The sequence below is a fragment of the Stenotrophomonas sp. Marseille-Q5258 genome (assembly GCF_946900935.1).
Classification (GTDB): domain Bacteria; phylum Pseudomonadota; class Gammaproteobacteria; order Xanthomonadales; family Xanthomonadaceae; genus Stenotrophomonas; species Stenotrophomonas nematodicola.
In genome coordinates this window covers 1-5,432 of the sequence record NZ_CAMPPN010000051.1, presented here as the reverse complement: position 1 = coordinate 5,432, position 5,432 = coordinate 1, and the positions used below count along the sequence as shown (strand labels likewise).

The following is a 5,432-nucleotide window of genomic DNA, read 5'->3' as shown; positions in this document are numbered from 1 at the left end:
AAGGCGCTGAGGCCGACTCCAAGGTTCTTTGACAGTATGCGCAGGTATCTTGTGAAGGCGCCTGCAGGAAGGATGATTTGTCCATCTTGCAGACGTTTGATCAAGCAACATATCAATTGTTTTAAAGCAAGCGAAACGTTGCCAGCGGTCAAGCATCTGCAGCTTTAAATTTTTAGTCCTCGGACTATGCGTTTTTAAGTGAAGAGTTTGATCCTGGCTCAGAGTGAACGCTGGCGGTAGGCCTAACACATGCAAGTCGAACGGCAGCACAGTAAGAGCTTGCTCTTATGGGTGGCGAGTGGCGGACGGGTGAGGAATACATCGGAATCTACCTTTTCGTGGGGGATAACGTAGGGAAACTTACGCTAATACCGCATACGACCTTCGGGTGAAAGCAGGGGACCTTCGGGCCTTGCGCGGATAGATGAGCCGATGTCGGATTAGCTAGTTGGCGGGGTAAAGGCCCACCAAGGCGACGATCCGTAGCTGGTCTGAGAGGATGATCAGCCACACTGGAACTGAGACACGGTCCAGACTCCTACGGGAGGCAGCAGTGGGGAATATTGGACAATGGGCGCAAGCCTGATCCAGCCATACCGCGTGGGTGAAGAAGGCCTTCGGGTTGTAAAGCCCTTTTGTTGGGAAAGAAAAGCAATCGGCTAATACCCGGTTGTTCTGACGGTACCCAAAGAATAAGCACCGGCTAACTTCGTGCCAGCAGCCGCGGTAATACGAAGGGTGCAAGCGTTACTCGGAATTACTGGGCGTAAAGCGTGCGTAGGTGGTTGTTTAAGTCTGTTGTGAAAGCCCTGGGCTCAACCTGGGAATTGCAGTGGATACTGGGCGACTAGAGTGTGGTAGAGGGTAGTGGAATTCCCGGTGTAGCAGTGAAATGCGTAGAGATCGGGAGGAACATCCATGGCGAAGGCAGCTACCTGGACCAACACTGACACTGAGGCACGAAAGCGTGGGGAGCAAACAGGATTAGATACCCTGGTAGTCCACGCCCTAAACGATGCGAACTGGATGTTGGGTGCAATTTGGCACGCAGTATCGAAGCTAACGCGTTAAGTTCGCCGCCTGGGGAGTACGGTCGCAAGACTGAAACTCAAAGGAATTGACGGGGGCCCGCACAAGCGGTGGAGTATGTGGTTTAATTCGATGCAACGCGAAGAACCTTACCTGGTCTTGACATGTCGAGAACTTTCCAGAGATGGATTGGTGCCTTCGGGAACTCGAACACAGGTGCTGCATGGCTGTCGTCAGCTCGTGTCGTGAGATGTTGGGTTAAGTCCCGCAACGAGCGCAACCCTTGTCCTTAGTTGCCAGCACGTAATGGTGGGAACTCTAAGGAGACCGCCGGTGACAAACCGGAGGAAGGTGGGGATGACGTCAAGTCATCATGGCCCTTACGACCAGGGCTACACACGTACTACAATGGTAGGGACAGAGGGCTGCAAACCCGCGAGGGCAAGCCAATCCCAGAAACCCTATCTCAGTCCGGATTGGAGTCTGCAACTCGACTCCATGAAGTCGGAATCGCTAGTAATCGCAGATCAGCATTGCTGCGGTGAATACGTTCCCGGGCCTTGTACACACCGCCCGTCACACCATGGGAGTTTGTTGCACCAGAAGCAGGTAGCTTAACCTTCGGGAGGGCGCTTGCCACGGTGTGGCCGATGACTGGGGTGAAGTCGTAACAAGGTAGCCGTATCGGAAGGTGCGGCTGGATCACCTCCTTTTGAGCAAAGGCAACATCGTCCTGTCGGGCGTCTTCACAAAGTACCTGCATTCAGAGTTTCAAATCGGCCAAGCCGGTTTGAAAAGTCCCGTATATGGGGCCTTAGCTCAGCTGGGAGAGCACCTGCTTTGCAAGCAGGGGGTCGTCGGTTCGATCCCGACAGGCTCCACCACACGTTGCGTGTTTATCGACGCAAACGGCAATGAGCTGAACGGACATTGGGTCTGTAGCTCAGGTGGTTAGAGCGCACCCCTGATAAGGGTGAGGTCGGTAGTTCGAGTCTACCCAGACCCACCACTCTGAATGACTAGCGCATACAAAGAATTTATTACGCATCAGCATTGTGGCTGGTACGTGTTCTTTTAAAACTTGTGACGTAGCGAGCGTTTGAGATATCTATCTTGACGTGTCGTGAGGCTAAGGCGGAAGACTTGAATGTCTTCTTATTAATTGAGTCGTTATATTTCGTATCTGGGCTTTGTACCCCCAGGTCATATATATAACCCAAGGCAACTTGCGGTTATATGGTCAAGCGAATAAGCGCACACGGTGGATGCCTTGGCGGTCAGAGGCGATGAAGGACGTGGCAGCCTGCGAAAAGTATCGGGGAGCTGGCAACAAGCTTTGATCCGGTAATGTCCGAATGGGGAAACCCACCCGCTTGCGGGTATCCTGCAGTGAATACATAGCTGCTGGAAGCGAACCTGGTGAACTGAAATATCTAAGTAACCAGAGGAAAAGAAATCAACCGAGATTCCCTGAGTAGCGACGAGCGAACGGGGACTAGCCCTTAAGCTGGAATGGTTCTAGAAAAACAGCCTGGAACGGCTGGCCATAGAAGGTGATAGCCCTGTATTTAAAAGGGCCACTCCAGTGAAGACGAGTAGGGCGGGGCACGTGAAACCCTGTCTGAACATGGGGGGACCATCCTCCAAGGCTAAATACTACTGACCGACCGATAGTGAACCAGTACCGTGAGGGAAAGGCGAAAAGAACCCCGGAGAGGGGAGTGAAATAGATCCTGAAACCGTGTGCGTACAAGCAGTAGGAGCTCGAAAGAGTGACTGCGTACCTTTTGTATAATGGGTCAGCGACTTACTGTTCGTGGCAAGCTTAACCGTATAGGGGAGGCGAAGGGAAACCGAGTCTGATAAGGGCGCATAGTCGCGGGCAGTAGACCCGAAACCGGGTGATCTAGTCATGGCCAGGGTGAAGGTGCCGTAACAGGTACTGGAGGCCCGAACCCACGTCTGTTGCAAAAGACGGGGATGAGCTGTGATTAGGAGTGAAAAGCTAATCGAACCCGGAGATAGCTGGTTCTCCTCGAAAGCTATTTAGGTAGCGCCTCATATGTATCCTCTCGGGGGTAGAGCACTGTTATGGCTAGGGGGTCATCGCGACTTACCAAACCATTGCAAACTCCGAATACCGAGACGGACTGTATGGGAGACACACGGCGGGTGCTAACGTCCGTCGTGAAAAGGGAAACAACCCAGACCCACAGCTAAGGTCCCAAATTCACTGCTAAGTGGAAAACCATGTGGAAAGGCACAGACAGCCAGGAGGTTGGCTTAGAAGCAGCCACCCTTTAAAGAAAGCGTAATAGCTCACTGGTCGAGTCGGTCTGCGGGGAAGATTTAACGGGGCTAAGCAGTGAACCGAAGCTTGGGGTGTGCATATTTATATGTACGCGGTAGAGGAGCGTTCCGTAAGCCGTTGAAGGTGGATTGAGAAGTCTGCTGGAGGTATCGGAAGTGCGAATGCTGACATGAGTAACGATAATGCGGGTGAAAAACCCGCACGCCGAAAGCCCAAGGTTTCCTTGCGCAACGTTAATCGGCGCAGGGTGAGTCGGCCCCTAAGGCGAGGACGAAAGTCGTAGTCGATGGGAAGCAGGTTAATATTCCTGCACCTCGCGTAAGTGCGATGGAGGGACGGAGAAGGTTAGGTGTACCCGGCGTTGGTTGTCCGGGGGAAAGGCGGTAGGTTTGGATCTTTGGCAAATCCGGGATCCTTTAAGACCGAGCACCGAGACGAGTCTTTAAGACGAAGTCACTGATACCACGCTTCCAGGAAAAGCTCCTAAGCTTCAGCTTACGCAGACCGTACCGTAAACCGACACAGGTGGGTAGGATGAGAATTCTCAGGCGCTTGAGAGAACTCGGGTGAAGGAACTAGGCAACATGGCACCGTAACTTCGGGAGAAGGTGCGCCCTTTTTGGTGGCTCATGCGAGCTATAGCTGAAGAGGGCCGCAGTAACCAGGCCGCTGCGACTGTTTATCAAAAACACAGCACTCTGCAAACACGAAAGTGGACGTATAGGGTGTGACGCCTGCCCGGTGCTGGAAGGTTAATTGATGGGGTCAGCCGCAAGGCGAAGCTCTTGATCGAAGCCCCAGTAAACGGCGGCCGTAACTATAACGGTCCTAAGGTAGCGAAATTCCTTGTCGGGTAAGTTCCGACCTGCACGAATGGCGTAACGACAGCGGCGCTGTCTCCACCCGAGACTCAGTGAAATTGAAATCGCTGTGAAGATGCAGCGTTCCCGTGGCAAGACGGAAAGACCCCGTGAACCTTTACTATAGCTTTACACTGAACGTTGAGTTCGTCTGTGTAGGATAGGTGGGAGGCTATGAAACTGTGGCGCTAGCTGCAGTGGAGCCATCCTTGAAATACCACCCTGTCGTGCTTGACGTTCTAACCTGGGCCCATTATCTGGGTCGGGGACCGTGTATGGTGGGTAGTTTGACTGGGGCGGTCTCCTCCTAAAGAGTAACGGAGGAGCTCGAAGGTACGCTCAGCGCGGTCGGACATCGCGCACTGTGTGCAAAGGCATAAGCGTGCTTGACTGCAAGATCGACGGATCAAGCAGGTAGGAAACTAGGACTTAGTGATCCGGTGGTTCTGTATGGAAGGGCCATCGCTCAACGGATAAAAGGTACTCCGGGGATAACAGGCTGATACCGCCCAAGAGTTCATATCGACGGCGGTGTTTGGCACCTCGATGTCGGCTCATCACATCCTGGGGCTGTAGTCGGTCCCAAGGGTATGGCTGTTCGCCATTTAAAGTGGTACGCGAGCTGGGTTCAGAACGTCGTGAGACAGTTCGGTCCCTATCTGCCATGGGCGTTGGAGATTTGAGAGGGGCTGCTCCTAGTACGAGAGGACCGGAGTGGACGAACCTCTGGTGTTCCGGTTGTCACGCCAGTGGCATTGCCGGGTAGCTATGTTCGGAAGCGATAACCGCTGAAAGCATCTAAGCGGGAAGCGCGCCTCAAGATGAGATCTCCCGGGGCACAAGCCCCCTGAAGGAACCATATAGACTATGTGGTTGATAGGTCAGGTGTGTAAGTACAGCAATGTATTGAGCTAACTGATACTAATGATCCGTGTGGCTTGACCATATAACCTCAAGTTGCCTTGGCCGACATGACATGTCGATAGATCCAAGTGCACGCTACGTCACAAGAACTATGAGAGGCAGGCGCCTATATCCGTTGTTTTGGATGGCGACGCTCCAACCGTCTCCCTGGTGAAATTAGCGCTGTGGAACCACCCGATCCCATCCCGAACTCGGAAGTGAAACGCAGCTGCGCCGATGGTAGTGTGGCCTAAGCCATGCGAGAGTAGGTCATCGCCAGGGTTTACACCCCAAAAACCCCGCTGCTCACGCAGCGGGGTTTTTTCTTT

General features: G+C 53.2%; 2 tRNA genes and 3 rRNA genes. All 5 read left to right on the top strand.

The features are described 5' to 3' along the window. Positions 1 to 195: 195 nt before the first annotated feature. The 5 genes from OC534_RS19125 to rrf all read left to right on the top strand — a co-directional run bounded on the left by OC534_RS19125 (position 196) and on the right by rrf (position 5,385). Positions 196 to 1,742: ribosomal RNA gene (locus OC534_RS19125) — 16S ribosomal RNA — on the top strand. A gap of 95 nt (positions 1,743 to 1,837) precedes the next feature. Continuing rightward, positions 1,838 to 1,913 (top strand) — tRNA-Ala (locus OC534_RS19120). 48 nt (positions 1,914 to 1,961) lie between these two features. Then, positions 1,962 to 2,038: transfer RNA gene (locus OC534_RS19115), tRNA-Ile, on the top strand. 229 nt (positions 2,039 to 2,267) lie between these two features. Continuing rightward, positions 2,268 to 5,146 (top strand): 23S ribosomal RNA (locus OC534_RS19110). A gap of 124 nt (positions 5,147 to 5,270) precedes the next feature. Continuing rightward, a 5S ribosomal RNA gene (gene rrf, locus OC534_RS19105) occupies positions 5,271 to 5,385 on the top strand. Together the 16S, 23S and 5S rRNA genes with 2 tRNA genes alongside form the textbook arrangement of a ribosomal RNA operon. Positions 5,386 to 5,432: the final 47 nt, after the last annotated feature.